Source organism: Geomonas paludis (assembly GCF_014193585.1).
GTDB classification, from domain to species: Bacteria; Desulfobacterota; Desulfuromonadia; order Geobacterales; family Geobacteraceae; genus Geomonas; species Geomonas paludis.
In genome coordinates, this window is the sequence record NZ_BLXY01000004.1 from 122,337 (window position 1) to 146,394 (window position 24,058).

Here is a 24,058-nt window from a genome sequence, read left to right on the forward strand (position 1 = left end):
GTCGGTGCTGCGGTCAGGGAATCCAGTTGATGGTTTGCGTGTTGAAGTCGATGGTGTACTTGAGGCCCGCCAGAAAGCTCATGCCCAGCAGCCCGTCGCCGAACTCGCCGCGTCCCTGGCGCACCACGACCGCCTCCTGGTTCGATCTCCTCACCGGCCCCACCTCCATCTGGCTCAGGATGACCTTGCGCGCGTTCATCACCCTGCCGCCGACCACGCCAATGCGGACGTTGCTCGATTCCTGCAGCTGCAGCCGCTCCGCGATGGCCGGGGAAATCACCGAGGAGGTCGCTCCGGTGTCGAGGAGCAGCATGGCGTCGGTCTGGACGGAGCCGTTACTGAGCCGGACCGGCACGAAGACCTGCCGTCCCGCAATCAACACCCGCGTGGTGAGCGCCCTGGTGCGCGCCTCCTGGGCAGCCCGCCGGGCCTGGGCCTGGCGCTGCAGGGACTGCTCCTGTTCCTGGCGCTGCGCCATCTCCCGCTCTTCCCGGTCCCGTTGCTGCATCCGGGCGCGCTCCTCGGGGGGAAGGTCGTCGTACTGATCCTTGCGCACCAGCACCTTCCTGCGGTACTCGCGGGGGATCTTGGCGGCGTCGTCCACGAAATGCATGGTGCCGTTTTTGTCCTGGTAGGAATAGAACTCGGCACCCGCCTGGAGCGGGCACAGGAGGGGGGGCAGCAGTAGCGCGGCGAGCGCGGGGCGCAGCTTCATCTACTTCTGTCCCTTGGGCGGGGCCAAGAGGTTCTGGCGCACCTTGTAGGGATCCAACGCGGGCTCGCCCAGTTCCTTCTTCTCCTCGTTGATCAGCCTGGTCAGGTTCTTCTGTTTGCCCAGGTTCTCCAACTGGTCCGGCAGCGCCGGCAGGTTCCTCAGCCGCTCGTCCTTGGTGGCGAGCCTCGGCAGTTCGACGATGCCGGCGCCGCGCAGCCTGATCTTGTACTTGCCGCTCAGCACCGGGTCGTACCAGGGGGAGAGCTCGCGCTCGGCGGTCGTCTTGGCGGTGAAGTGGTTCTTGAGGGGGAGCTGGACGGCGGCGTAGCCGGGCTTGTAGATCAGGAAGCCGGTGCGGTCCTGCCGGGTGAAGGGCTGCGCCAGGATGGTCGTGTACGAGGGGATGTGGAACTTCCCTTCCTTGTCGGTGAGCGCCTCCTTGATGTTGATCACCGTGGAGGACTGCCCCTTCCCGGCGCCCATCGACCTCTTATTGTAGATGGCGACCACCACCGCCCCTTCCACCGGCTGCTTGTTCTCCAGGTCCAGCACCTGGCCGTCGAAGGCCGGTTCGTGGTAGACCGGCCACATGGCGTGCGAAGCCGTGGCCGAGAGGCAGAGCAGGGAAATCAGCGCGAGTACCAGCCTAACCATGTGCATTGCGTACCTCGTTGTGCTCAGTGGAACAGTGCGAATACGAGCCAGCCCGCGGCGAGGAGAACCGGCGGGCACAACACGTCGGGAATCAGGTCTTTCCAGCGCTGCCAGGCCCCGGCGGAAGGGTCCCGCTGCCAGGCGAAGAGCGCGAGCAACAGCGCCGCCACCCAGAGCAGGAAGAACAGCATCAGGCTGAGCCCCACGATGCTGTTCCAGAACGCGAACCTCTCCAGGTCGCCCAGCCCGCTCTTGTCCATGGCGGCGTCGGCCTGCCAGGCGGCGGTGAGCGACGTTGCGGCACAGGCCAGTTGCGCCGCCGCCAGCAGCAGTTTCAGGCGCCGCAGCGTGATCATGCCGCGAAGAGGCGGCACAGCTGCGCCGCCAGGATGCCGAGCCAGGTCCCCACGATGTTGCCCAGGATGGCCAGCAAAAGCCCCACCGACGCCAGGCCCGGATGGTACACCTCGGCCACGACCGGCGCCGAGGCGACACCCCCCACGTTGGCCTGGCTGGCGGCGGCCACCAGGAACATGGGCGCCTTCAAAAGCCGCGCCCCGACCAGCAGGAAGACGGCATGGACGGCGACGATCAAGAGCCCGGCGGCGATGAGCACCAGCGCCGAGCCGATGCTGGCGACCGAGGCCTTGGCGCCGATGGCGGTCAGCACGAAATAGAGCAGGTCGTAGCCGGTGCGGGAGGCCCCGGCGCGCTCCAGTTTGCGCACCGGCGAGAAGGAGAGCGCTATCCCGAGCAGGGTGACGAGCATGATGGTCCAGGTGTAGCGGGTGATCACGTCCGGGACCTGCGGCAACAGCCCTGCCGCCAGGTGCGCCAGAGCCCCGCCGGCCAGCGCGATGGCCAGCGAGCCGGCGATGCCGCCCGGCGTCCTGCGCCCGCCCTTTTGGGCCAGGTGCTGCGCCGCCTGTTCACCCAGGTGCTCCAGCACCCCGCGCTCGGAACGGTTCCAGCGGTCGAAGGCCGGCTGCAGCCCGACGATGGCGATCATGAACCCCATCCAGAGGTAGGGGACCACGGTGTCCACGATGACCATGGGCGCGAACACCGCGTCGGGGATGGCGAGCGCCTCCTTGACCGCGATCATGTTGGCGCTCCCCCCGGTCCACGACCCGGACAAGGCGCCGAAGCCGGACCAGAACTGCGCCCCGATCACCGGGCGGAACAGGGCGAAGGAGATCCCGGCGCCGGCGATGATGCCGGCCGCGCCGATGAAGAACATGGCCAGCGCCGTCGGCCCGAGCCTCAGGATCGCCTTCACGTCCACCGGCAGCAGCAACAGCACCAGGCTCGCCGGCAAAAGCCAGGTCCGGATCAGGGCGTAGACCGGGCTGTCGGTGGCGATGATGCCGAAGGTCGCCGCCAGCATGGGGAGGAAGTAGATCCAGAACACCGCGGGCAACAGGTCGAAGTAGCGCGCGGTGCGCTCGTGGCGCGACAGCCACAGCACCAGGGCCTCGATGGACAGCAGCGAGGCGACGATGAGCAGCGGGTGGCTGATCATGGCAGCTCGGGCACGACCCCGATGCCGCTCCCCGCCCCGGTCAGGTCGAACCTGCCGCTGTCGTCCAGGTAGGGGGAACGCGACAGCTCGCCCTTCAGGAAGAAGGTGGTGTCGAGGTCGATGAAGTCGAAGCACCCCAATGCCGCGGCGAAGTGGGCCGAGGCGGTGATGGCCAGGGCGCTCTCCATCATGGCCCCCAGCATGAGGCGCTTGCCGTTGGCGGCGGCCAGCCGGGCGATCTCGGCCCCTTCGAGGATGCCGCTTTTCATGAACTTGATGTTGATGGCGGAGACCGCGTTGGTCTCGACGGCGCGCCGCGCCGCGGCCAGCGAGCCGACGCTCTCGTCGGCGCAGACCAGGGTGCCGCTTCCCTCCAGGGCCGCGGTGATCTCGGCAAGCCCCTCCCAGTCCTGTTTCGGGACCGGCTGCTCCAGAAGCACCGGGCGCGCCTCATGGCCGTCGAGCCGGTCCAGGAAGGCGAGCATGCGCTGCGCGTTGAAGGCCATGTTGGCGTCGAGGATGAGCTCGCACCCCGGCGCCATTTCCCGCACCGCCAGGATGCGCTGCAGGTCCTCTTCCTCGTCCCTGCCGATCTTGATCTTGAAGGAGGTGAAGCCGCGCTCCGCGAACAGCTTGGCCGTGGCCCGGGCCTCCGCCACCGTGCCGATGACGACGGTGATGTCGGTTTTGAAGGAAAGCTGCGGCATGGGCGCGACCGGTGCGAACAACCGGTAGAACGGGATGCCCTGGACCCGGGCGGAGAGGTCGAGCAGCGCCATCTCCAGCGCCGCCAGCGCCGCGTGGTTGCCGGCGAACGCCGGGGCGAACTCGCGGCAGACCGCGGCGGGGTCGCTGATCCTGCGCCCGCGCAGCGCCGAGGCGGCGCTTTGCAGGTTCTCCAGGGTTTCGGGGACCGTTTCCCCGGTTATATGTGTGGCGACCGCCGCCTCTCCGAAACCGAAGGCGCCGTCGCTGGCCCTCAGCCGGATGAAGACGTTTTCCAGTTCGTCGTGCTGGCCGGTGGAGATGCGAAACGGTGTCGCCAGCGGCGCCCGAATGATGGAAGCCTGCGCATCGTCTATTACAAAGGAGACCTTCTCCATATCAATGTTCCTCCGGGGGCGGTGGCTTACCTGTCGAAGCTCGTGGTAGTGCGGAACATAACAACAAGGCAATTTGAAGCAAGGCTACTGGTGCGGGCTCTGCCAAACTGCTGCCGGGTTGGCGTCTGTCAGTCCCTCTCCCTCCGGGAGAGGGTGCCCGCAGGGCGGGTGAGGGCCGGGCCCCGCTGCGGGGATTTTGCCCTTGGCGCCGCCCTCACCCTGGCCCTCTCCCGGTGAGGGGATGTGGAGGGGATGGGCTGAGGGGGCGGCCGTGATTACTGTAAAGCCTTCACTACGCGCGGGTGCTCTTCCTGCATGGCGCGGAAGATGAGCGCGATCATGTCGACGATCACTTCACTGGAGAAGTTGTCGTGGAAAGGTACCACCACCTGGATGGAGAGTGCGTTCCCGGTCTCCACGAACTTCACCATGGTGTACTCGGCATTGAGTGTGTTGATCATCTCGAGCAGCGCCGGTTTCTTCTCCGGCGGAAAGGCGAAATACTTGTAGCAGATAAGGGTAACATACCTGTCGCTGTCATTGAAGAGGGCCATGAGAGAAACCGGACCCACTGCTTCAAGATTCTCGTGAATCACGTACAGCGTGTTGTCCTCGTGAGCGTTCTTCTCCAGAGTGATCTGCTGCCCCTTCAGGTATTCCTCAAACGCAGTCGCGTTCTGTGCCATTGTTCCCTCCGGATAGTTGCTGCACGGTCGTTTGCGGGAATATATGTGAATATTTATGTGATGTAAATTAAAAAGAACCTTCCATTGTCGATGATCCTGCGCCATTTCCATCTCCCTTCGGGAGAGGGTGCCCGGTGGATATTCGGTGTGCCCTCTAAAGTGGAGATAGCTCAGGGTGAGGGCGCTGCCGCGTTCAGTTCCCTCGCCCTCTGGGAGAGGGTGCCCGGAGGGCGGGTGAGGGCGCTGCCGCCGGCCGACATTTTTCCCCGGGCAAAGCCCTCACCCTGACCCTCTCCCGGCGGGAGAGGGGATGTGGACCCTGGCACCATAGTCGAGATGGAGGATGGATCCGGTTGCAGCTCCCGCTTGGAATGATATCGTTGACGGGTTTTAACTTTAGGCGGACCGGGAGGCGCTATGTGGGCGAGAGTATTGGCAACGGAGGATACGGCTAGCCTGACGGTGCTGAGACTGTTTCTTGCAGTGGTGATGTTCCCTCACGGCGCGCAGAAGGTGCTGGGGTGGTTCGGCGGCCCCGGGTTCTCCGCCACCATGGACATGTTCACCGGGATGATGGGCATCCCCTACCTCTTCGGCCTGATGGCGGTGCTGACCGAGTTCGTCGGGCCGCTGCTCTTGATTGCGGGACTGGCCACCAGGGTGGCGGCCCTGGTGCTGGCAGGCGAGATGGTGGTGGCCGCGGCGCTGGTGCACCTGCACAACGGCTTCTTCATGAACTGGACCGGCAAGCAGGCCGGTGAAGGGTTCGAGTACCACGTCCTGGTGGTGGGGATGGCGCTCGCGCTGCTGATAGGCGGGGGCGGGAGGTGGTCGCTGGACCGGACCCTGTCCCGGCGCAGCTGACCTGACGGCTTCCTACTGCAGGAAGCCGTACTCGGTCTTGTAGAAGTCGATTACCGACTGCACCTTGGGATTGGGGTTCCCCCTGGTGATGGCGTAGATCGGACTGACGATGGCGATGGTGTCGATGGAGCGGGTGGCGGCGGTGGTCATTTCGTGGGAGGTCACGCCGATGCTCCCCGGCAACCCGGCCACGGTTTCGGCGATGTTACGGTAGGTGGTGGCGTCGTGCCGGGCCCCGGTCACCGCTTCCCCGTCCAGGGCGATGCGGGTGAACTGGACGTTCTGCGCCTCCGTTTCCTTGCCCCACACCACGGTGACGGCCATGTCCTTGCCCCCCACCTCTTTCCAGTTGCTGATCTTGCCGGTGAAGACCCCTTTCAGCTGCTCTTTGGACAGCCGGGTCACCTCGCTGGCACGGTTGGCGATGACGACGAGTTCGTTTTCGCCGACCTGGGTCGAGACGAACTTGGACCGGTCCAGGACCACCCCTTCCTTGGCTGCGCCGGCGATAATGTCTTCCAGCGGGTGCGCGCCCGCCGCTATGTCGACCTTCCCTTCGCTCAGGGCGATCAGCCCCTTTACCGCGGAGGACTGCACGATGGTGAGGTAATCGCCGTGCATCTTCTCGTATCTTCTCTTGATGGGCAGGAACACCGTGCTTATCGCGGTCCCGCCCCCCTCGATCTTGATCTCATCGGCAATAGCCGGAACACTCAGCGCAATGCACAACAGCACCGCTAAAACAGTACTCTTCATTCCACCCCCGTGTTACATCCAGTGGTCGGAATATAGGGTATTGTTCGAGGAAAGTAAAACAGAAAATCACATTCATCAACTGGAGAATTGTACTGACACAGGCGGAGATACGGCTTTGCAGATAGAGTGGGGCTGCCTGATCGACCGGACTGCGGCGCCATGGAGCCGGGCCCGGCGCAGTACTGCCCGGGCCCGCCCCGTCACGATTTCCCGCGGTTTTTCGAGGTGGCCGGGGGCGCGAAAGGCACCGGCTGGTTCTTGGTCAGCGCCGAGCATGGTCCGGTGCCGGTGCAGAATTCGACGGGAACGGAGACCGAGGTAAAGCCGCGGGAAAGCGACTGTGCCGCACCGCCCTGGGCCGGCAGCGGTTCCGGGCGCCACACCACGAAGCGCAGGTAGGCGTCGTCGCTTTGTCCCATCGGCTTGAGCACGCCCAGCGGGGCCCCGGCCGGGACGCTCTTCCCTTCGGTGATGTCCTCGCCGATCTTGCCGATGTGCTCGTAGGTGGCAATGGTGGCGTCGTCATGGAGGATGTCGATGCTGTTGTTTTCCTTGACCCTGCTGACGACACCTTTGCGTGCCGCCACGATGGTGGTGCCGGCAGGCATGGAGAAGGTGATGGCGAAGCGTTCCGCGGCAGGCTCCCCGGCCTCGGCCACCAGGGCGTACCCTTTTATGCCGCTATTGAAGGGGAAGCGGTACCCTTCCGGGCAGTCGTGTTTGGCGTTGTAGGTGCCGATGCCCCAGGAGTAGGCGTAGCGCGCCCGGTAGGAGACCCCTTTCTGCTCGGGCTTGGCCAGAAACAGGACCTGTTCGCTTTTGGGCGGCACCACGGCGTAAAGGGGGACCTCCGTGTCCAGCTTCAGGTTTTCCGATCGTTCCCGGTCGATCTCCAACACCACCGAGACCGGGGCCATGCCGTGGTTGACCGCGGTGATGGCGTGGGTGGTGTCGGCGGCCCCCTGCGGCAGGTAGGAAGGGGGCACGTTCTTCACGTCGCGTACCGTGAAGTCATAGCGGTTCCGGTTCTTGGCCGGCGTCCTTTCTCCCGGCAGAGAACCGGTCGAGACCGCCGCCTGTTCGGCCGTGGCGCTCTTCTGCTCGACAACGAGGCCCGAGGCGATGCTGTGGGAAACCGCCGCCTTGGGCGCAGCGGCAGGCGGGTCCCCGAACTTGGCCACCGCACCGCTTACGCCGATGTAGTTGCCGGTGCGGGCTTTACCGTAATCCCCGTCATACTCCCAAGGCCAGGATCCCCTGGAGTTGGACAGCCCGCCGGCGCAACCGGCCAGGGCAATGAGGGAGCATGCCACCGCCAATCTGTAATATTTCGCCTCCATGCTCGCTCCTTGATCAGACCCGGTGGGGCGGCGCCCGTGTCGGCGGCGCTTCCCCCCGGGCGCGCTCCTAGCGCTGTGACTGTTTGCCGCGCACGCCCTTGTCGTCTATCACCAGTTCCAGCCCCGCTATCTCGCCCACCGCGGGGAGCTGCTGGGCCTCCTCCTGGGTGTTGCCGCCGTACCAGGTCACCTGGCCGTGGCGCTCCACCCGGAGCCGGTACATCCCCCCGGGGACCGGAGTGTGGAACTCGCCCGAGCACTCGCAGATGCGCTCGTCGGCGACGGCGGCCCCGGTGAGCGCGTCGATGGCGGTCAGCCAGGCCTGGCCGATCTTCTTCCCTTCCGGATTCCTGAGCTTGCCGGAGAACTTTCCCTGCGCCGGCGCGAGGGCGATCGAGAGCGGCGGGACCGTCCCCTCCTTCACGGTGAGGCGGGTGGCGCTCCTGCGGTCGCTCCCCCCATACCACCGGGAGACGTGGTCCGAGTGGCTGAACAGGACGCGGTAGCTCCCGGGGGCCAGCGACGCGATGGTGAAGGCGCCGCGGTAGTCGGTACGGGTGTCGGAGAAGGGCTCGTCTTCGCTGGCGCCGTAGACCTCGATCTTGGCGTTGGCCAGCGGCGCGCCGCCGCTGTCGGTTACCGTGCCGGTGAGGGAGATCCCCGGCTGCAGCACCGCGTCGATGCCGCTCACCGTGGCCGTCCCCGTCACCTCCACCCGCGCCGAATCCTCGCGGCGGTATTTGCCCTTGTGCCACTGTACCGGGTACTTGGACTCGCTCTTCTCGAAGCGGATGGCGTAGCTCCCCTCGGGAAGGCCGCCGATCTTGTACTCGCCGGACAGCCCGGTGTAGGCGCTCCCCACCTCGTCCCAGGTGGCGGGGTCGTAGGCGGCAACGCTGACCGAGGTCAGGGCGGCCCCGGCGGGGTCGGTTACCTTGCCGGACAGGGCGCCGCCGGGGGCGAGCACGATGGTGATGTTCTCGGCGCCCCCCGGGGCGGTGACCTGGACCGGCTGGGGGAGTTTCGCCTCCATGTACCCCTGCTCCGTGCCGTCGGCCTTGAGCCGGTACGAGCCGGACTTCAGTCCCACGATGGTGAACTTGCCGCCTTCTTCGGTGACGGCGGATGCGCCCCTTTCCCCGGTGGCGGCATCGTTGGCGGAGACCCGCACCCGGGCCAGGCCGGCGCCGGTGCGGTCTTTGACCGTGCCCGCTATGGTGGCGCCGCGCTCCAGGACCACCTCCAGCGGCTGGGCGCCCTCCTTCCTGGAAACGGCGACCGGGGCGGCCTCGGCCCTGGTGGCGCCTTTGCCGGACCACTGGGAGAGGTAGCCCTGGGCCTCGAAGAGCACCAGGTAGCTCCCGTCCGGCACCGGCACCGAGAAGGTGCCGTCGGGTTGGGTGGCCCGGTATTCCGCACCGCCCGTCTCCTCCTTGTCGTTGGCCCGGTACACCACCACCATGGCGGGGACCGGTTCGCCGGAACTGCCGGAGACCCTGCCCGTCAGCATCACCCCCTGCTGGAGGACCTGGTTCACCCCCAGTACCATCTGCGGTGCGACCACCTCCACCGCCTGCGCTCCCTCCTTGGTCGCGGCGTCACGGTAGAAAACGGGGAGGTGCTGGCTCGAGGTGGGGCGGAAGGAAAGGTGGTAGGGGGCGGAATCGAGCCCGCTGATGACGTAGGAACCGGTCTCGTCGGTCATGGCGCTGCCGCCGCGGGCCTTGTGGTCCAGCCCCTCGGCCAGGACCAGTACCTCGGGGATGGCCTTGCCGCTCTCGTCGGTCACCATGCCGGAGATGCCCCCCGACTGGCGCAGCACCCCCTTGATGCCGGCGACGGTTGCCGGCGCGGTCACCGTGATCACGGTCGCCTCCTCCGGGTCGCTCTTGCCGTCGTGCCACTGCAGCAGGAACTTCTGGTCGCGGTCCCCGAAGGCGATCCGGTACTTGCCGCTGGCCAGGCCGTCGAGGACGAACTTGCCCGCGGAGTCGCTGCGCGCGTAGACCGGCAGGGTCTTCATGTCGCCGGCGTAGGCGACCGCGTAGATGCCGGGCAGCGCCTTGCTGCCGTCGGTCACGCTCCCCGTGATGCGCCCTCCCCTGGCGAGCACGGCGTTGATGCCGGCCACCGTCTTCCCCTTGGCGGTGTCGAGGACGGTGGGCTCGGTGGGGGACTTGCCGTGCAGCGTGGCCACGTACCCCTTGCGGGAGAAGAGCACGATGCACTTGCCGGGGAGGATGCGCACGGTGAAGGCGCCCTTTTCGTCGCTTCTGCCGTCGCTGACCGTCGGGCCCTGCTCCGAGCCGCTGTTCTGGATCACGGTGACCCAGGCCCCGGAGAGCGCGGTCCCCTCGGTGGAGGTGACCCGGCCGGTGATGAGCGCGCCCGCCTCGGAGAGTTTGCCGTCGATCCCCTGTACCTTGTCGCCGCTGACCGTCAACTCGGCGCAGTCGTCCTTGAGCTGTTTGCCGCCGTGCCAGGACGACTCCTGTTCCTTGCCGCTGAAGCGGACCCGGTAGCAGCCGTCGGCCAGTCCCTTGATCTGGTACTCGCCCAACTGGTCCGTGACGGCCGAGCCGGCCAGGGTGTCGTCGGCGGCACAGGGATAGGCCTCCGCGTCGGCGCCGTAGATCGGGGTCCCCGCTTCGTCGGTGACCCTTCCCGCGATGGCGCCGGCGGCCTTGGTGGCGCCCTCTTTCTGCGCGGCGGGGGCGGGGTGAGGGGCGGCTACCTGGAGCAGGAAAAACAGCACGGCGACTGCCAGTTTCAGCAACTTGATCATCATTCCTCCGGATCGGTGACGGCTGCGGTGCAGCGGAATATATGGCAATGTTCAGTCCTTGTAAATTAAAAAGTTTTACATTAACCGCGGCGCCCCGGGGCCGGCACGGGCAGGGAAATTAATGTTTGTTGAATGCCCGGCTGCCGTGCTATGCTGCCGTGCTGTCCGGCAAACCGGCATAGTCTGATTTCTTGATGAAAGCGAGGGCATGCATTGAAAGGGCAAAGCTTGATACAATCCATCGGCTCCACGCCGCTGATCGAGATCGACTCACTCTGTGACAATCCCGCCGTGCGCATCATGGCCAAGCTGGAGGGGAGCAACCCCGGCGGCTCCGTCAAGGACCGCCCGGCCCGCCACATGATCCTGGCCGCCGAGAAGAGCGGCGAACTGACCGTGGACAAGGTGATCCTGGAGCCTACCTCGGGCAACACCGGCATCGCCCTGGCCATGATCGCCGCGGCGAGGGGATACCGCATCAAGCTGGTGATGCCGGCCTGCGTCAGCATGGAGCGCCGCAGCGTGCTGGAGGCCTACGGCGCCGAGATCGTCCTTTCCCCCGGCTGCGAGGCGACCGACGGCGCCATCCGGTTGGCGCACAAGATCTTCGAGGAGCACCCCGGGAAGTACTACATGCCCAACCAGTACGCGAACCCCAACAACGTCCTCGCCCACTACGAGACCACCGGGCCGGAGATCTGGCGGCAGACCGGCGGCGCCGTGACCCACATGGTGGCGGGCATGGGAACCGGCGGCACGCTCATGGGGCTGTCCCGTTATTTCCGCGAGACGGCGCCGCAGGTCCAGGTGGTGGGCGTCGAGCCGGTGCTGGGGCACAAGATCCAGGGGCTCAAGAACATGCAGGAGGCCATCGTCCCTCCCATCTACGACCCGACCGCCTACCACCGCAAACTCGTGGTTGAGGACGACGACGCCTTCGAAACGGCGCGGCTCCTCGCGGCGCAGCACGGCATCTTCTGCGGCATGTCCGGCGGGGCCGCCGTGTTCGGCGCGCTCAAGCTGGCCAGGGAGCTGGAGTCGGGGACCATCGTGGTGATCCTCCCCGACCGCGGCGACCGCTACCTGAGCACCAACCTGTTCAAGTCCATGTGTGCGCAGTGCCCGCCGTAGCCCGGACGGCGCAACCTGAAGCTACCCGAAACGAAGAAGCCCCGCGGCAGCACCAGCCGGCGGGGCTTTTTTTGTTGGTCGCGAGACTGCCACCTGTGCATGTCCCCAGCAGTTCTCCCCTCGCCCTCCGGGAGAGGGGCGGGGGTGAGGGCGTCGCCTTGAGCAATACCCTCATTTTCGCGGGCAACGCCCTCATCCGCCCTTCGGGCACCTTCTCCCGGGGGGAGAAGGGGTGCCGGCGGGGAGTAAAAGTGTTCAAGTCCGGGACCGGTTCGGCCGATACGCACCGTATTGGCTCAAAACCGTAAGGAGGGTAGGGTATGGAAATTTCGACCACGCGCAGCGCGACCGCTCTTCCCCTTGCCGCCACACAGCAGGCAAGCGCCTCCGTTTCAGCTAAGACACCCGCGGCCCGGACGGGCACGGACCAGGTAACGGTCTCGGACCAGGCACTGGCCTCGTCCAGGCAGGCGACGGCGGATGCATCTGCCGCATCGGACAGCACGCTGCAGATGCTGGGAGAGCTCCTGAACCAGGTGACCGGCAGCACCGTGCGGCAGTTGAGCTACCAGGAAACGGAGCTTGCGGCCGAGTCCGCCTCGCTCTCGTTCAGCGGGTCCATCGCCACCCGGGACGGCAAGAGCGTGGGCTTCGATCTGCAGCTTCAATACGACCACGTCGCCGTGCAACAGCACTCCGCCACCTTCCAATCCGGCGCGGACGGTCTTTCCCTCAGCTACCAGGGGGACGCGGCGGAGCTCACCAGCAGGAGCTTCAGCTTCTCCCTCTCGGCCGGCGCGGACAGCCAGGCCGTGACCGGCAAAGGCGTGTTCCGGCTCAACGACGAGGTGAGCCACATCGCCAAGGAGATGAAGCCGCTGGTGAAGGAATTCATGGCCGCCACCGGCGCCCACGGCGGGTGGGGCGAGGTGAACCGCCTGCTGCGCTCCACCGTCTGAGCGGTGGGCCGCAGCTTTGCAACACCGAAGCCCCGGGTCCAGCCCCGGGGCTTCTTGTTTCTCATGACCCGAGACGCTCCTTCCACTTTCATGAGAGTTTTGGTACAATGAATTCGTCTCACAACCGGAGGCCAGCCGCTTCACTGGCCAAGGAACGAGGCGCACGATGAAACCCCTGCTGCGCACACTCTGCACCCTGCTGATTCTCCTCGGCACCGCCGCCCTTCCCTCTTTTGCCGCCGACAAGATCCGATCCCTGTGTGAGCTCCATTACCCGACCGACTACCTCTACGAGTGGGACTGCGTCAAGGTCACCGGCAAGGACACCCCGTACAAGATCTTCGGCAAACAGTGGCAGGACGGCCTGCGCTTCAACCGCATGGACCGGCGCCATTTCCTGGCCGGGATGTCGGTCAAGGTCCCGAGACACATGGAGGACATCAGGGATTTCAACCCGATGCCCCCCCTCTACTACGAGGCCGAGAAGGAGCCGCAGTTGATCCTCATCGACCAGAACGAGATGTTCCTGGGCGCCTACGAGTTCGGCGTGCTGGTCTTTTCCGCTCCCGTCGCGGTGGGGGTGGACGAGTACCGCCTCAAAAACGGCAGCTACCGGGTCGACAGCGTGGACCCGGTGCACGAGTCGAGCCTCTACCCGGTGGAGGGGACCGACCGGCCCTACCCGATGCACTACGGCCTGCGCTTCCACGTCGACAAGAGGGACGACGGCTGGACTTCCTACTGGATCCACGGCCGCGACCTCCCCGGTTACCCCGCCTCGCACGGCTGCATCGGGCTCACCGACGAGGAGATGCAGCTGGCGTATTACGGCGAGCCCGCCAAGCCCCTGCTCATGGACGCGAAGAAGCTGTACCAGTGGGCGGTGGGGAACCGGGACACCGGCGCCCTGCAGAGACTGCGCGGACCGGCGGTCATCATCATGGGCGAGCCGCAGGTGCCGCCCGAACAGCTGCGGCCGGTCTCCTCGTCCACCGTGGTGTCGCCTGCCCAGGCCGGGGCGCCGGGGCGGGCGCCGGGGCGGTGACCCGTTGCCGGAAAAAATCCTCTCCCCCTGTCCATTTCCCGTTTCCGGTGTATATTCTCATGGTGCCCATTTTCCGGGGCGCCGTTCCCTGCAGCAGCAGTCGTCACGTCTCTTGATCATTTGATCAGTCTTTCCAACATCGATCCGAGTTCGCAGCCAGCAGTCTCGACCTTTCCGGCCGAGCGTGTCGACGCGTCCGCACTGGACCGAAATAACGTCACCAGCGAGGGTACTAAGATGATCGTCAAACGCGGCAGCGTGGTGAGTCATGCATTGGCACAGCAATGGGGTACCGGCAAGGTGGTCGAGGTTGACGAAGTCCGGGCGACCATCCGCTTCAGCGACGGCACGGTCAGGAAGATCATTTCCTCGCACTTCGACGATCTCCATCCCGCTGACCCGGCCAGCTACCTCCCCCCGGTGAAGAAGACGCAGAAGGGGAGGGGAAAGGGGCGCACGGGGCTTCCTCGCGCCAAAACGCCCCGCCCCAAGAAAGCGGCGGCCCCGGCGCCGGTGCAGCCGTGACGGGGTGACCACTGCGCGCCCGCGCCGGAGGCGACGTCCGCGGCCAGTGCTCGAGCGGGAATAATTGTCGCTTGCCACGCCGGGAAATGCCGTCATAATCTCTCTCATGAGATCAGCGACCGCAGCTGCCGCGGGAGGAGGAGAGCCATGAAATGCCCGGTATGTAAGAACCATGCGCAGGTCGACACCAATCTGGACTCGGAAGGTTTCCACGAAGGGATCACGGAATGCAGCGTCTGCGGCGCGGTCTGGTCCGCCAACCACGGCGTGGTCGAGATCGTCAAGGACCCCCAGGACCACTCCTTTCTCCAGGCCTCCAGTGAGTGCGTCGAGGGGGACGACTACAGCCTGAACATGGACGGCAAACCCTAGCGTCCCACAGCCCCCTGTCCCGCCACCCGAGATCCCCCAGAAGGGACTGGCTCCGTCAGGTGCCTGTCCCTCTCGCGGAACGCTCCATTCAGCTCAACCAGACAATCACAACAATCCCAACCAAGGGGACAGGCACCTGGCGGAGCCAGTCCCCTCCCTCCTTGGTGCCTTTTCCCTCATACTTTTCGCAACTCCTCTCCCGCCGGCGCCGGTACCGTTGACATCGCCGTTTGATGTATCGTACCCTGAGCAGGTTGTCCGGACCCAGGGGGAGAAGTGATGAAAACCTTCAGCATCATCGGTTGCGGCGCCGTCGGCAAGACCGTGGGGCGCCTGCTGCAACAGTCGGGAGCCGTGCAGGTCCAGGACATCCTGACCCGCTCTGCGGCGAGCGCGCAGGCCGCGGCCGGGTTCATCGGCGCGGGGCGACCGGTGGCCGGCTTCGACCAACTTGCGCGCGCCGACCTGTACCTGGTCGCCAGTCCCGACGACGCCATCGCCGCCTGTGCCCGGGCACTGTGCCGCGCCGACCTTCTCGACCCGGACACCACGGTGTGCCACCTGAGCGGGTCGCTGGGGAGCGATCTCCTCTACCCGGTCAAGGAACTGGGGGCGCAGGTGGCGAGCGTGCACCCGGTGAAGAGCTTCGCCGATCCTGCCGTCTGTGTCGGGGATTTCGCCGGGACCTGGTGCGGCATCGAGGGGGACCCGCAGGCGCGGGAGTTCCTGGCGGAGCTTTTCGGCGCCATCGGCGGCAGGGTCTTCCCCATCGACCCGCGTTTCAAGACCGTCTACCACGCCGGCTCCGTGCTGGTCTGCAACTACCTCACCGCACTCATGGAGGCGGGGCTTCGGGCCTTTCACAAGGGGGGAGTGCCCCGCGACACCGCGCTCTCGGTGATGGAGCCGCTGGTGCGCGGCACGGTGGACAATATCTTTCGCGCCGGCACCGCCCGCGCCCTGACCGGACCCATCGCCCGCGGCGACGCCGGGGTGGTGGAGCGGCAACTGGACGCGCTGGACGGCTTCGACGCCGACCTCGCGCTCATCTACCGCGCCCTGGGGCGGGTTGCCGTGGAACTGTCGCGCGAGCGCGGCCAGGCATCGGCACCCGGGCTGGCCGCTATCGAGGAACTACTGGCAGCACGAAAGGCAGGAGCTTCGTAACATGTCCCACCTCTTGGACCATGAGCCGAGGACAACTCAGGAACTGCTCGACGCCGTGGTGAACGGCACCCCGGACCTGATCTACGCCAAGGACCTCGCAGGGCGCTACCTGCTCATCAACAGCCAGGCCGCCAAGTGGTACGGCAGGCCGGCGCACGAGATCGTGGGGCTGGACGACAGCGACCTCTTTCCCGACGAGGTGGTGCAGGCGCTGCGCGAAAACGACCACCTGGTGATGGCGTCGGGCGTCAGTTCCACGCTGCAGGAGCAGGTGGTGGACCGGACGGGCCGGCCGTGCGTGTTCCTTTCCACCAAGGGGCCGCTCTTCGACCGCAACGGCAGGGTAAGCGGCATCTTCAACATCTCCCGGGACATCACCGACCAGGTGCAGGCGCAGGAGCTGCTTTTGGCCAACCAGGAGCAGTTGAGCGCCCTGGCCATCGAGCTGTCCCTGGCGGAGGAGAAGGAGCGCCGCCGCATCGCCGCCGAACTGCACGACGAGATCGGGCAGAACCTGGCCCTGGCCAAGCTGAAGCTCAGCGACTGCCGGCAGGATTTCAAGCTTCCCGCCGCGGCGACCCGGACGGTGAGGGAACTGGAGCTGCTGCTCGAGCGCACCATCCAGGAGGTCCGCACCCTGACCTTCCAGATCAGCCCGCCGCTACTCTACGAGGTGGGGCTCGAGGCTGTCCTGGACTGGCTCGCGGAGCAGTTCCAGGCCAAGCACAAGCTGCAGGTGACCGTGCAGAGCGACCTGACCTGCCAAATCAACGAGGAGCTGGGGGGAACCCTGTACCACGTGGCGCGCGAGCTTTTGGTGAACGTGGTCAAGCACGCCGAGGCGGGCAAGGTCTCCATCACCAGCAGACAGGGGGGCGACCACCTGGAGCTCACCGTCGCCGACGACGGCAAGGGCTTTCCGGCGCAGCCCGGGGAGGAGCGCGGCATGTCCGGTTTCGGGCTGTTCAACATCCGGCAGAGGGTGCAGCATCTGGGAGGCCACCTGGAGCTCAGCTCCGGCACCGGCGGCACCGAGGTAACGGTCCGGGTCCCCATGGCCGACGCCGATCAGACCAACACAGGGAGTTCGCGATGACACGCGTGATGATAGTCGACGACCACAGCATAGTCCGGGAGGGGATACGCATCCTCCTGGAGAAGTTCCCCGACATCATGGTGGTCGCCGACGCCGACAACGGCAGAGCGGCCCTGGACGTGGCGGCCAAGGCAGCGCCCGGCGTGGTCGTCATGGATACCAGCATGCCGGGCATGAACGGCATCGAGGCGACCCAAAGGCTCAGCGTCGAGTGCCCCTCGGCGCGCGTCTTGATCCTTTCCATGCACAAGGACAAGCGTTTCGTCGCCCAGGCTTTCCGGGCCGGCGCGCGCGGGTACCTGCTCAAGGACTGCACCTCGGCCGAACTGGTGCATGCGGTGCGCTCCGTGGCGGCGGGCGAGATCTACGTCTGCTCGGGCATCATCGGCGTGGTGATCGACGACTACATCAAGCGCATCCCGGATTCCCTGCACCAGGGGGAGGCGGCGCTGACCCCGCGGGAAAGGGAGGTGCTGCAGTTGATCGCCGAGGGGAACAACGCCAAGAACATCGCCTTCCTGCTCAAGATCAACGTGAAGACGGTGGACACCCACCGCCAGCAGATCATGAAGAAGCTGAAGCTGCACTCCGTCGCCGAGCTCACCAAGTTCGCCATCCGGGAGGGGTTCACCAGCCTCGACAACTGAATGCCTCAGGAAAATTTCCGCTGCGTCTCATATAAACCCTGATATCGGGACACGTGTCTTATTTGTTAGAGTTGCCGCTCATTTGCGTTCATGAATATCTTCGCGTGCAGCAACTACCGGGACACGATGCGGACCACCAAAATCCTCCTTGCTGACGACCATACGCTGATCCGCGAGTGCCTGATCGCGATGATCGAGAAAGCACCAGGACTCGAAGTCGTGGCCCAGGCCGGCAGCGGCATGGAGGCGGTGCGCCTCACCTACGAACTGAAGCCTGACCTGGTCCTCATGGACCTGGTGATGCCCGACGGCAACGGCATCGAGGCGAGCCGCTGCATCCTGAGCGCCTTTCCCGATACCAAGGTGCTGATGCTCTCCATGTACGGCGACGCGCGTTCGGTGCGCCAGGCCCTGGAGGCGGGGGGCAAGGGCTTCCTGGTCAAGAGCTGCCCCTCCGAAGAGATCCTCGAGGCGGTGCGGGTCGTTTCCGACAACGGTTTCTACCTCAGCTCCCACCTGCAAGGGGTCCTGGAGCACGAGCTGCACCCGGCAGCCGGCAAGTTGCCCCTCACCTCCCGTGAAGAAGAGGTGCTGGTGCTGATGGCCCAGGGGAAGACCTCGCGCGAGATCGCCGCCCAGCTCCAGATCAGCCCCAAGACGGTGGAGACCCACCGCATGCACCTCATGAAAAAGCTGAACCTCACCAACATCGCCAGCCTCACCAAGTTCGCCATCAGGGAAGGTCTGCTCCCCCTCGAGTAGTGACGGGGCCTCGGCGTCCCCATCTCCCTTCCGCCTCTACCCCTGTTTTCGACTCTCTTATTGCCTTGTGTTCTCCCTTCGCTTCTCGCGCTCTCCCGTCGCGCGCCGTTTCTTGTCGTCGCGCCGTCTCCCACTGCTGCCTCGGCCAAAAATCCGCCCGGGGCAGGCGTTTTTCTGATTCATCACGGTCCCATTGCGTCGATGAGGCATGGGAACGTCGTCGGGGGGACCACCGTTGGAGGCGCCCCGGCAGCGACAACTACACTGGGAGGACGGAGCGCGCATGAAATGGTTCACCAATCTGAAGGTCGGCACTAAGCTTGTTGCGGCGTTTGTAGCGGTAGCGGTCATCACGGCCGTGGTAGGGATCATCGGCATCCGCAACATGGGCACCATCAACGACATGGCCGACGAGATGTACATGAAGGAGCTGCTGGGGATCTCCTACATCAAGGAGGCCAACATCAACCTGATCTACATCTCCCGCGCCGAGAAGAACTTCCTCCTCGCCACCACGCAGCAGGAGCGGGAGAAGTACGTCACCAACATCAACAAGTACAAGGCCGGTTACAAGGAATGGCTGGACAAGGCGAAGCCGCTGTTCTACTCCGAAAAGGGGAAGGCGATCCTGAAGCGGCTGGAGGCGGCCAACGAAGAGTGGTTCGCGCTGCAGCAGAAGGTGGTCGAGCTCGGCAGCCGGGACAAGCTGAACAGCAGTTCGGCCGCCGTGACCCTCTCCTTCGGTGAGGCGCGCACCAAGCAAACCGTGGTGGACGACACGCTGACCGAACTGGCCCGCCTGAAGGAGGAGAACGCCAAGGAGGCGTCGCTGGAGACCACCCGGATCTACAAGGCGAGCCTTACGCTGATGGTGAGCCTGGTGGCGGGAGGCGTGCTGCTCGGCCTGGCGCTGGGGATCATCATCTCGCGCATGATCAGCGTGCCGCTGAGGCGCGGCGTCGAGTTCGCTTCAGCCGTGGCCGACGGCGACCTGACCCAGACCATCGACATCGACCAGAAGGACGAGGTCGGCCAGTTGGCGGCGGCCCTGAACAACATGGTGGCGCGCCTGAAGGGGATCGTGGCCGAAGTGAAGAGCGCCTCCGACAACGTGGCGGCGGGGAGCCAGCAGCTTTCCTCGGGCGCCGAGGAGATGTCGCAGGGCGCCACCGAGCAGGCGGCTTCCGCCGAGGAGGCGTCGTCTTCCATGGAGCAGATGTCCTCCAACATCCGCCAGAACGCCGACAACGCCATGCAGACCGAGAAGATCGCGGTGAAGTCGGCCCAGGACGCCCGGGAAGGGGGGACGGCGGTCCAGGAGACGGTGAGCGCCATGAAGGAGATCGCCGGCAAGATCGGCATCATCGAGGAGATCGCGCGCCAGACCAACCTGTTGGCCCTGAACGCGGCCATCGAGGCGGCCAGGGCAGGGGAGCACGGCAAGGGCTTTGCCGTGGTCGCCTCCGAGGTGAGAAAGCTGGCGGAACGGAGTCAGAAGGCGGCCGCCGAGATCAGCGACCTGTCGGCGAGCAGCGTCGACGTAGCGGTGAAGGCGGGAGAGCTGCTGGCCAAGATGGTGCCGGACATCCAGAAGACCGCCGAACTGGTGCAGGAGATCAGCGCGGCGAGCAAGGAGCAGGACACCGGCGCGGACCAGATCAACAGGGCGATCCAGCAACTGGACCAGGTGATCCAGGCCAACGCGGGCGCCTCCGAAGAGATGGCCTCCACCGCCGAGGAGCTCTCCAGCCAGGCCGAGCAGCTGCAGAGCGCGGTTTCCTTCTTCAAGATCGGCGACGAGCGTAGAAGGGGTGCGCCGGCGGCCAAGGCTGCTCCCTCCGCCAAGCCGGCCGCGGCGCAGGGCAAGCAGTTGACCCGTGCCAAGGCTGCGGCCCCCGGTGCGGCCGCGGCGGTGAAGAAGGCCGTGGGGCACGACTTCAACCTGGACGACAAGAGCATGAGCGACGCCGATTTCGAGCAGTACTAGCTTTGATTGTATCGGCGGCCTGAGGGCCGCCTGTGATGCCATGCCATGCAGCGCCGTCCCCCCGGACGGCGCTTTTTTTCGTCTGTACCCTCTCCCCCCGGGAGAGGGTGCCCGAAGGGCGGGTGAGGGAGAAGGCCGAAGCGAGATCGCGCCGATTGTGGCGCCCTCACCCCCGGCCCCTCTCCCGGTGGGAGAGGGGGGATGACCTGCGACGAGGCGCAAAAAAGGGGGCAGTCGCATCAGCGACTGCCCCCTTCCCGACTGTGGGGTCTTGGGCCGGAGCTGCTAGGCGGCGGCGCCTTCCAACTCCTGGACCAACTCCAACTCACCGCTGGTGAAGACCTTGTCGATATCGAGGATGATGATGAACTGCTCGTTGTGCTTGCCCATCCCCTTGATGAAGTCGGTGTTGAGCTTGGTGCCGATGCGCGGCGGCGGCTCGATCTGGTCCGGCTCCAGGTCCATCACCTCCTGGACCGCGTCCGCCATGGCCCCCATGACCACCCTCTCGCCCTCCAACTCCACCTCGACGATGATGACGCAGGTGTTGACCGTCTGCTCCGCCATCGCCATGCCGAACTTAAGCCTCAGGTCCACCACCGGAACGACGCTGCCGCGCAGGTTGATGACGCCGCGCATGTAGTCGGGCGTTTGCGGCACCTTGGTGATGGAGGTGAAGTCCAGCACCTCGCGTACCTTGCCGATGTCCAGGGCGAACAGCTCGTCCTCCAGCTTGAAGGTCAGATACTGGGTAGTTTCCGTGATTGTCTCGACCGCCATGTTCTCTCTCCTCTCTCAGTTTTGACTGTCGGTGCGCCCCGCTATGAGTAACGACCAATCAGGCTAAGCTCGAACCGGTTCCGCCCATTGTGCGCCCGGAACCCATCAAACATATCGACACATTGCGCTCTAAATTGAGTCAAAAAATCATGGTTACAAACTTATAATCCCGGGAGCCGCTGCGCCGCAGGCAACGATTTTTCTAGAAGCTCTCGAAAGCCTCGTCGTTCAGCTCCAGTTCCACGGCGTGGGGAGCGGCATGAGTGAGCGGGCGGGGCGGCGCGGTAGCCTTCTTCGCCGGCTTGGCAGCCGCCTTGCGCGGTGCGGCAGCCGTCGAGGCGGAGTGCGCCACCTTGAAGAAGCTGATGGTGTTCTGCATCTGCTCCGACTGCGAGGCGAGCTCCTCCGCGGTTGCCGACATCTCCTCCGCGGCCGAGGCGTTCTGCTGGATCACCTGGTCCAGTTGCTGGATGGCCTTGTTGATCTGCTCGGCGCCGGTGTCCTGCTCCCTGCTGGCAGCGGTGATCTCCTGCACCAGCCCCGCCGTTCTCTGGATGTCCGGCAGCATGTTGGTGAGCATGGCCCCGGCGGTTTCGGCCACCTCGACGCTCGAGGAGGACAATTCCGAGATCTCTGCCGCGGCCTTCTGGGAGCGCTCGGCCAGTTTCCTCACCTCGGAGGCGACCACGGCGAACCCTTTGCCGTGCTCGCCGGCGCGGGCCGCCTCGATGGCGGCATTGAGGGCCAACAGGTTGGTCTGGCGCGCGATCTCCTCGATGATGGAGATCTTGCCGGCGATCTCTTTCATGGCGGTCACCGTCTGCGCCACCGCCTTGCCCCCCTCCTGCGCGTCCGCCGCGGATTTCACCGCGATCTTCTCGGTCTGCAGGGCGTTGTCCGCGTTCTGCCTGATGTTGGAGGACATCTCTTCCATGGAGCTGGAGGCCTCCTCGGCGGCCGCGGCCTGCTCGGTGGCCCCCTGAGACATCTCCTCGGCGCTGGAGGACATCTGCTGACTGCCGGCCGCCACGTTGTCCGCGGCGTTCTTGACGTCGTTGACCACCTCGGAGAGCTTGCGGACCATGTTGGCCAGGGAGCGCATCAGTTCGTCCTCGGCGGAGCGCTCGGTGATGGTGACGGTGAGGTTGCCGTCGGCGACCTCCCTGGCGGCGGCGGTGATGGTGTCGGTGGCCCGGATCAGCACGTTCAGGTTGTTCTTGATCTCGTTGAAGTCACCCTTGTACTCTTCCAAGATCTCGGGCGGCATGTTCCCCTTGGAGATGCGCTCCACGTATTCTGCTGCCATGTTGAGCGGGCCGATGACCGCGTCGAGGGTGCCGTTTACCCCTTCCACCACCTCTCGATAGGCCCCCTGGTGCCGGGAGGCGTCGGCCCTGCTGGCGAGCTTCCCTTCCATGGCGGCGCCGGAGAGAGCCATGGTGTCCGCCACCAGCGCCTTGATGCTCGCCACCATGGTTTGCATGGCGACCAGAAGCTGCCCCGTCTCGTCCTTTCCCGTCTCCTCGATGGTTACCGACAGGTCCCCGCGGGCCAGCTTTTCCGCCACGTCGACGCCGGTGCCAAGCGCGCGGCTGATCTTGCGCGAGACCATGACGGCCAGGAAGGCGCCGATCAGCACAGCGGCCACCAGGGCGGCGATGATCATCCAGCGGGAGCTTTGGTAGGTCTGGGTCGCGCGGTGTCCCGCCTCTTCAGCTCCCTTGTCGCTCATGGCCACCCCTTTCTCGATGGAGGCCACCGCGTCGGTGAAGCTCTTGGCCCCGTCCCCCTGCAAAAGCGCCAGGGCCTGCTGCTTCTTGTTTTGCCGGGAAAGTTCGATGACCTTCTGGTGGTCCGCCAGGTACTGGCCCCACTCCGCGGTGAACTCCTGCAGGCTCTTTTTCTCCTCGGCGGTTTCGGCCAGCTTCTCGTACTGGGCCGTCACCTTTTTAACGCCGGTGATCTCCTCTTCCAGGGTCTTCTCGAATTTTTTCATCTCCTCCGGCGACGTGGCCAGAACGTGCTGGAACTCCGCGTTGCGCACGTCCCCCATGCCGATGCGCATGTCGTCCAGCGCGTTGACACCCGGCAGCCACTGCGTGGTTACCTCGGTTGTGTCCTGGTTCAGGCGTGCCAGCTGCCAGATGGAGAAGAGCCCCAGTGCCGTGGCGAGCAGCAGTACCGACGCTACGACCGCCAGGATTTTCCCACCGATCTTCATGTCATTGAACCATTTCATGTTTCTCTCCTGTGTGCTTTGGGATCAGTTCGCCGGTGCAGCCCGGTGTTCCCAGACCGAGCGAACGGTGCGTGTCGAAGTCAGGCAACGGATGATGGCCGGATTACAGTCATGGGACGTTCTCCTGTTCCGTTGTGATGCTGGTGAGACTCTGTCGGAGCGGCAAAGGTGTGTCAAAGGGGGCGGGTTGCGATGTCTATGTACATGTATCGGCGCAGCTTAGGCGGAGTTAAGAGATAGTTTTTCTGGAGCAATAGGAGAATCGGACGCCTGCATGTCTAAAACACCTAGACATTGTTTGGCAACACAGGCATTATGGCCACCTTAGTCGTATGAAATGACTAAGTTATTGACCTGCGCCATGAATGAGGATAGAGGAAATACTGGAGGGTGATATGGACGACACCATGAGAAGGAATGACCGCCGGCTCTCGGCACAGCTGACCAACGAGATCCTGGAGAAGGGGACGGTCTGCCAGTTGGCGCTGGCGGCACAGGGCGAGCCCTACCTGGTTACCATGAACTACGGCTACCGTGAGTCGACCCTGTATTTCCACTGCGCCGCGGCGGGGAAGAAGCTGGAGATCATCGAGCAGAACAACCGCGTCTGCTTCACCGTGGTCGAGCACGGGGCGGTGCTGCCGGCGGAAAAGCCCTGCGACTTCACCATGAAGTACAGAAGCGTGGTCGGGTTCGGCACCGCGCGGGTGATCGACGGCTACCGGGAAAAATGCGAGGCGCTCGGTATAATCATGGCTCAGTACGCTCCCGGTGAGACCTTCCAGTTCCCGGAGGGGACCCTGGCCGCAACGACGGTGTTCGCCGTCGACATCTCCTCCATGGCAGCCAAGAGCAACCTTTGACCGTCACCAATAACCACTGACCGGCAACCACTGACCCCCAGGAGCACCACTGATAGCTCA

General features: G+C 65.2%; 23 protein-coding genes. 12 read left to right on the plus strand and 11 right to left on the minus strand.

The window, feature by feature from the left end:
- Positions 1-13 precede the first annotated feature (13 nt).
- The 6 genes from H7687_RS12570 to H7687_RS12595 all read right to left on the minus strand — a co-directional run bounded on the left by H7687_RS12570 (position 14) and on the right by H7687_RS12595 (position 4,680).
- Positions 14-715 carry a retropepsin-like aspartic protease gene (locus H7687_RS12570; protein WP_183347854.1) on the minus strand — a complete coding sequence of 234 codons (702 nt, stop codon included), beginning with the start codon at positions 713-715 and terminating at the stop codon, positions 14-16.
- Positions 716-1,375: a transthyretin-like family protein gene (locus H7687_RS12575; RefSeq protein WP_183347856.1), complete on the minus strand. Its 660-nt coding sequence runs from the start codon at positions 1,373-1,375 to the stop codon at positions 716-718. It abuts the gene before it with no gap.
- A 17-nt stretch (positions 1,376-1,392) separates the two neighbouring features.
- Positions 1,393-1,743, minus strand: coding sequence for a hypothetical protein (locus tag H7687_RS12580; RefSeq protein ID WP_183347858.1), 351 nt, complete (start codon positions 1,741-1,743; stop codon positions 1,393-1,395).
- Positions 1,722-2,891 carry a DUF819 family protein gene (locus H7687_RS12585; RefSeq protein ID WP_183347860.1) on the minus strand — a complete coding sequence of 390 codons (1,170 nt, stop codon included), beginning with the start codon at positions 2,889-2,891 and terminating at the stop codon, positions 1,722-1,724. Before H7687_RS12585 ends, H7687_RS12580 begins: the two co-directional genes overlap by 22 nt.
- On the minus strand, positions 2,888-3,994 hold the full coding sequence (locus tag H7687_RS12590) for an enolase C-terminal domain-like protein (RefSeq protein ID WP_183347862.1): 1,107 nt from the start codon (positions 3,992-3,994) through the stop codon (positions 2,888-2,890). Before H7687_RS12590 ends, H7687_RS12585 begins: the two co-directional genes overlap by 4 nt.
- Positions 3,995-4,269: 275 nt before the next feature.
- Positions 4,270-4,680: a YbjN domain-containing protein gene (locus H7687_RS12595; RefSeq protein WP_183347864.1), complete on the minus strand. Its 411-nt coding sequence runs from the start codon at positions 4,678-4,680 to the stop codon at positions 4,270-4,272.
- Positions 4,681-5,097: 417 nt separating this feature from the next.
- On the opposite strand from H7687_RS12595, the gene H7687_RS12600 reads away from it, so the two are divergent.
- Positions 5,098-5,544: a DoxX family protein gene (locus H7687_RS12600; protein ID WP_183347866.1), complete on the plus strand. Its 447-nt coding sequence runs from the start codon at positions 5,098-5,100 to the stop codon at positions 5,542-5,544.
- Between the two features lie 12 nt (positions 5,545-5,556).
- On the opposite strand, the gene H7687_RS12605 is transcribed toward H7687_RS12600, so the two are convergent.
- The 3 genes from H7687_RS12605 to H7687_RS12615 form a co-directional block, all read right to left on the minus strand.
- A complete protein-coding gene (locus H7687_RS12605) occupies positions 5,557-6,300 on the minus strand; it encodes a substrate-binding domain-containing protein (protein WP_183347868.1) in 744 nt (247 codons plus the stop codon).
- Positions 6,301-6,500: 200 nt separating this feature from the next.
- Positions 6,501-7,640 (minus strand): M23 family metallopeptidase, encoded by a 1,140-nt coding sequence (locus H7687_RS12610; RefSeq protein WP_183347871.1) that lies wholly within the window; start codon positions 7,638-7,640, stop codon positions 6,501-6,503.
- A 67-nt stretch (positions 7,641-7,707) separates the two neighbouring features.
- Complete coding sequence (locus H7687_RS12615) at positions 7,708-10,425, minus strand: carboxypeptidase-like regulatory domain-containing protein (protein WP_183347872.1); 2,718 nt, start codon at positions 10,423-10,425, stop codon at positions 7,708-7,710.
- A gap of 213 nt (positions 10,426-10,638) precedes the next feature.
- Between H7687_RS12615 and H7687_RS12620 the strand changes: the two genes are divergently transcribed.
- The 10 genes from H7687_RS12620 (at position 10,639) to H7687_RS12665 (ending at position 20,116) form a co-directional block, all read left to right on the plus strand.
- Complete coding sequence (locus H7687_RS12620; protein WP_183347874.1) at positions 10,639-11,556, plus strand: PLP-dependent cysteine synthase family protein; 918 nt, start codon at positions 10,639-10,641, stop codon at positions 11,554-11,556.
- Between the two features lie 320 nt (positions 11,557-11,876).
- Positions 11,877-12,515 carry a hypothetical protein gene (locus tag H7687_RS12625; RefSeq protein ID WP_183347876.1) on the plus strand — a complete coding sequence of 213 codons (639 nt, stop codon included), beginning with the start codon at positions 11,877-11,879 and terminating at the stop codon, positions 12,513-12,515.
- Positions 12,516-12,681: 166 nt separating this feature from the next.
- Complete coding sequence (locus tag H7687_RS12630) at positions 12,682-13,560, plus strand: L,D-transpeptidase (protein WP_183347878.1); 879 nt, start codon at positions 12,682-12,684, stop codon at positions 13,558-13,560.
- 237 nt (positions 13,561-13,797) lie between these two features.
- Positions 13,798-14,085: a DUF3553 domain-containing protein gene (locus tag H7687_RS12635; RefSeq protein ID WP_183347880.1), complete on the plus strand. Its 288-nt coding sequence runs from the start codon at positions 13,798-13,800 to the stop codon at positions 14,083-14,085.
- Between the two features lie 147 nt (positions 14,086-14,232).
- On the plus strand, positions 14,233-14,457 hold the full coding sequence (locus tag H7687_RS12640; RefSeq protein WP_183347882.1) for a hypothetical protein: 225 nt from the start codon (positions 14,233-14,235) through the stop codon (positions 14,455-14,457).
- Positions 14,458-14,736: 279 nt separating this feature from the next.
- Positions 14,737-15,624, plus strand: a complete 888-nt coding sequence (locus H7687_RS12645) for a Rossmann-like and DUF2520 domain-containing protein (protein WP_183347884.1) — start codon at positions 14,737-14,739, stop codon at positions 15,622-15,624.
- Position 15,625: 1 nt separating this feature from the next.
- Entirely contained in the window at positions 15,626-16,720 is a 1,095-nt protein-coding gene (locus tag H7687_RS12650; protein WP_183347885.1) for a PAS domain-containing sensor histidine kinase, read from the plus strand.
- A complete protein-coding gene (locus tag H7687_RS12655) occupies positions 16,717-17,367 on the plus strand; it encodes a response regulator (protein WP_183347886.1) in 651 nt (216 codons plus the stop codon). Before H7687_RS12650 ends, H7687_RS12655 begins: the two co-directional genes overlap by 4 nt.
- A gap of 126 nt (positions 17,368-17,493) precedes the next feature.
- Entirely contained in the window at positions 17,494-18,129 is a 636-nt protein-coding gene (locus tag H7687_RS12660; protein ID WP_183347888.1) for a response regulator, read from the plus strand.
- Positions 18,130-18,412: 283 nt separating this feature from the next.
- Complete coding sequence (locus H7687_RS12665) at positions 18,413-20,116, plus strand: methyl-accepting chemotaxis protein (protein ID WP_183347889.1); 1,704 nt, start codon at positions 18,413-18,415, stop codon at positions 20,114-20,116.
- A gap of 285 nt (positions 20,117-20,401) precedes the next feature.
- Here the strand turns inward: H7687_RS12665 and H7687_RS12670 are convergent, their stop codons facing one another.
- Positions 20,402-20,896 (minus strand): chemotaxis protein CheW, encoded by a 495-nt coding sequence (locus tag H7687_RS12670; protein WP_183347891.1) that lies wholly within the window; start codon positions 20,894-20,896, stop codon positions 20,402-20,404.
- A 202-nt stretch (positions 20,897-21,098) separates the two neighbouring features.
- The gene (locus H7687_RS12675) at positions 21,099-23,135 is read right to left on the minus strand and encodes a HAMP domain-containing methyl-accepting chemotaxis protein (protein ID WP_183347893.1); all 2,037 of its coding nucleotides are present in this window, start codon (positions 23,133-23,135) and stop codon (positions 21,099-21,101) included.
- A 395-nt stretch (positions 23,136-23,530) separates the two neighbouring features.
- Here H7687_RS12675 and H7687_RS12680 point away from each other — a divergent pair, with 395 nt between their 5' ends.
- Complete coding sequence (locus H7687_RS12680; protein WP_183347895.1) at positions 23,531-23,998, plus strand: pyridoxamine 5'-phosphate oxidase family protein; 468 nt, start codon at positions 23,531-23,533, stop codon at positions 23,996-23,998.
- Positions 23,999-24,058 lie beyond the last annotated feature (60 nt).

Bases quoted from the DNA above. Each gene is read 5' to 3' on its own strand.
- H7687_RS12570 (WP_183347854.1), bottom strand. From the start codon at position 715: ATGAAGCTGCGCCCCGCGCTCGCCGCGCTACTGCTGCCCCCCCTCCTG.
- H7687_RS12575 (WP_183347856.1), bottom strand. From the start codon at position 1,375: ATGCACATGGTTAGGCTGGTACTCGCGCTGATTTCCCTGCTCTGCCTC.
- H7687_RS12585 (WP_183347860.1), bottom strand. From the start codon at position 2,891: ATGATCAGCCACCCGCTGCTCATCGTCGCCTCGCTGCTGTCCATCGAG.
- H7687_RS12590 (WP_183347862.1), bottom strand. From the start codon at position 3,994: ATGGAGAAGGTCTCCTTTGTAATAGACGATGCGCAGGCTTCCATCATT.
- H7687_RS12595 (WP_183347864.1), bottom strand. From the start codon at position 4,680: ATGGCACAGAACGCGACTGCGTTTGAGGAATACCTGAAGGGGCAGCAG.
- H7687_RS12600 (WP_183347866.1), top strand. From the start codon at position 5,098: ATGTGGGCGAGAGTATTGGCAACGGAGGATACGGCTAGCCTGACGGTG.
- H7687_RS12605 (WP_183347868.1), bottom strand. From the start codon at position 6,300: ATGAAGAGTACTGTTTTAGCGGTGCTGTTGTGCATTGCGCTGAGTGTT.
- H7687_RS12610 (WP_183347871.1), bottom strand. From the start codon at position 7,640: ATGGAGGCGAAATATTACAGATTGGCGGTGGCATGCTCCCTCATTGCC.
- H7687_RS12615 (WP_183347872.1), bottom strand. From the start codon at position 10,425: ATGATCAAGTTGCTGAAACTGGCAGTCGCCGTGCTGTTTTTCCTGCTC.
- H7687_RS12625 (WP_183347876.1), top strand. From the start codon at position 11,877: ATGGAAATTTCGACCACGCGCAGCGCGACCGCTCTTCCCCTTGCCGCC.
- H7687_RS12630 (WP_183347878.1), top strand. From the start codon at position 12,682: ATGAAACCCCTGCTGCGCACACTCTGCACCCTGCTGATTCTCCTCGGC.
- H7687_RS12635 (WP_183347880.1), top strand. From the start codon at position 13,798: ATGATCGTCAAACGCGGCAGCGTGGTGAGTCATGCATTGGCACAGCAA.
- H7687_RS12640 (WP_183347882.1), top strand. From the start codon at position 14,233: ATGAAATGCCCGGTATGTAAGAACCATGCGCAGGTCGACACCAATCTG.
- H7687_RS12645 (WP_183347884.1), top strand. From the start codon at position 14,737: ATGAAAACCTTCAGCATCATCGGTTGCGGCGCCGTCGGCAAGACCGTG.
- H7687_RS12650 (WP_183347885.1), top strand. From the start codon at position 15,626: ATGTCCCACCTCTTGGACCATGAGCCGAGGACAACTCAGGAACTGCTC.
- H7687_RS12655 (WP_183347886.1), top strand. From the start codon at position 16,717: ATGACACGCGTGATGATAGTCGACGACCACAGCATAGTCCGGGAGGGG.
- H7687_RS12660 (WP_183347888.1), top strand. From the start codon at position 17,494: ATGCGGACCACCAAAATCCTCCTTGCTGACGACCATACGCTGATCCGC.
- H7687_RS12665 (WP_183347889.1), top strand. From the start codon at position 18,413: ATGAAATGGTTCACCAATCTGAAGGTCGGCACTAAGCTTGTTGCGGCG.
- H7687_RS12670 (WP_183347891.1), bottom strand. From the start codon at position 20,896: ATGGCGGTCGAGACAATCACGGAAACTACCCAGTATCTGACCTTCAAG.
- H7687_RS12675 (WP_183347893.1), bottom strand. From the start codon at position 23,135: ATGAAATGGTTCAATGACATGAAGATCGGTGGGAAAATCCTGGCGGTC.
- H7687_RS12680 (WP_183347895.1), top strand. From the start codon at position 23,531: ATGGACGACACCATGAGAAGGAATGACCGCCGGCTCTCGGCACAGCTG.